The organism is Pseudoflavonifractor sp. 60, from assembly GCF_009911645.1.
GTDB lineage: Bacteria > Bacillota > Clostridia > Oscillospirales > Oscillospiraceae > Lawsonibacter.
This window is the reverse complement of record NZ_QWKI01000266.1, coordinates 1-1,243: the sequence shown is the minus strand read 5'-3', so window position 1 is coordinate 1,243 and position 1,243 is coordinate 1. Positions and strand designations below refer to the sequence as shown.

Sequence of the window (1,243 nt, the reverse complement as noted above, 5' to 3'; positions counted from 1 at the left end):
GCGCCCTGCCGGGGGCGTTGCGTCCTTCGGACGCGATGGGGAGCTGCACTCCCCAAACCCCTTGCGCACCCGCAGGAACAGAACACCCGCTTCGCGTCTGTTCTGTTCCTGCGGGTCAGGTATCGTCAGTGCCAGATTGGCACTCACGTTAAAAATGCCAATTTGGCATCTTTAGAATTTTGCCGGGGGAAGCGTGGAGCATGAGCGCATCCGAAATCCCCCACATGACCTATCGGCAATACCGTACAGCCCGGAGGCTGGTGCGTGAGTGCTGCAACTATGATTGCGGAAACTGCCTGCTCCTGGACAACGGCGAGGAATGTGTCTGTCCGCAGAGCATTACCTACTCCCTAATCTGCAAATGGTTCCGCGCCGCCGTCCTTCCCCTGGACGCTGGCCTGTGCGCCGCGCTGTTCCCGGCCCCCGCTGTCAGACGGCGGCGCTGCCGGGAGTGCGGGAGGCCGTTTGCCCCATCCAAGCACAACACCCTCTACTGCTCCACCTGTGCCGCAGAACGTGCCAAACGGAGCAAGCGGGCCTGGGCAAAGAAAAACCGGGCTGATGCGTAGAAAAAGTACCCTCTGAAAATGCCGTAATATCAGGGCTTTCAAGACCGCCCTCAACGGGGGCCTGGTACATTCCTTTCCGCCCCCGAAAACGGGCCTCTAACGGCCCACAGCGGCGGTCTGACAGCCCCACACCAAGGAGGCTAACCATGACCGACTACATGATGATAACTACCGAATTGCCGCCCTATTTCTTCTTCCCCTGGTTCCTGCTGGACATGGGCTTGACCCTTACCGCCAAGTTGACCTATGCCCTTTTGCTTGACCGGGCGCGGCTGTCCCAGCTCAACGGGTGGACGGACGAGGCCGGGAGAGTTTACATCATCTTCCCGATTGAGAAAATAGCCGAAATGCTCGGCAAGAGCATGACTACCGCCAAGAACGTATTGGCGGAATTAGAGGCGGCGGGGCTGATTGAGCGCAGGCGGCAGCAGTTCTCCAAGCCCAATCATATCTATGTGAAACTGCCTGATGGACAAAGATTTAGCCACCCCTGATGGATAAAAACTTGTCCTTCACCATGGCCGGAAAATTGTTCTTGTAATAGGGCAGAAATCCGGCTGACGCAGGCAAAAAAGCTGGCCCCTAATAAGAACTATAAGAACAATAACAAGTATAAACAAAACGAGTGTGAGTAAATAGCGCCCACTTTTCGGACAAATGTCCACCATGAAAAT

2 protein-coding genes are annotated in these 1,243 nt (G+C 56.1%); both read left to right on the top strand.

The features are described from left to right. The first annotated feature begins 200 nt into the window (after positions 1-200). A complete protein-coding gene (locus D1646_RS21260; protein WP_160578276.1) occupies positions 201-569 on the top strand; it encodes a cysteine-rich VLP domain-containing protein in 369 nt (122 codons plus the stop codon). Positions 570-715: 146 nt separating this feature from the next. Beyond that, positions 716-1,063, top strand: a complete 348-nt coding sequence (locus tag D1646_RS21255; RefSeq protein WP_160267308.1) for a replication initiator protein A — start codon at positions 716-718, stop codon at positions 1,061-1,063. Positions 1,064-1,243: the final 180 nt, after the last annotated feature.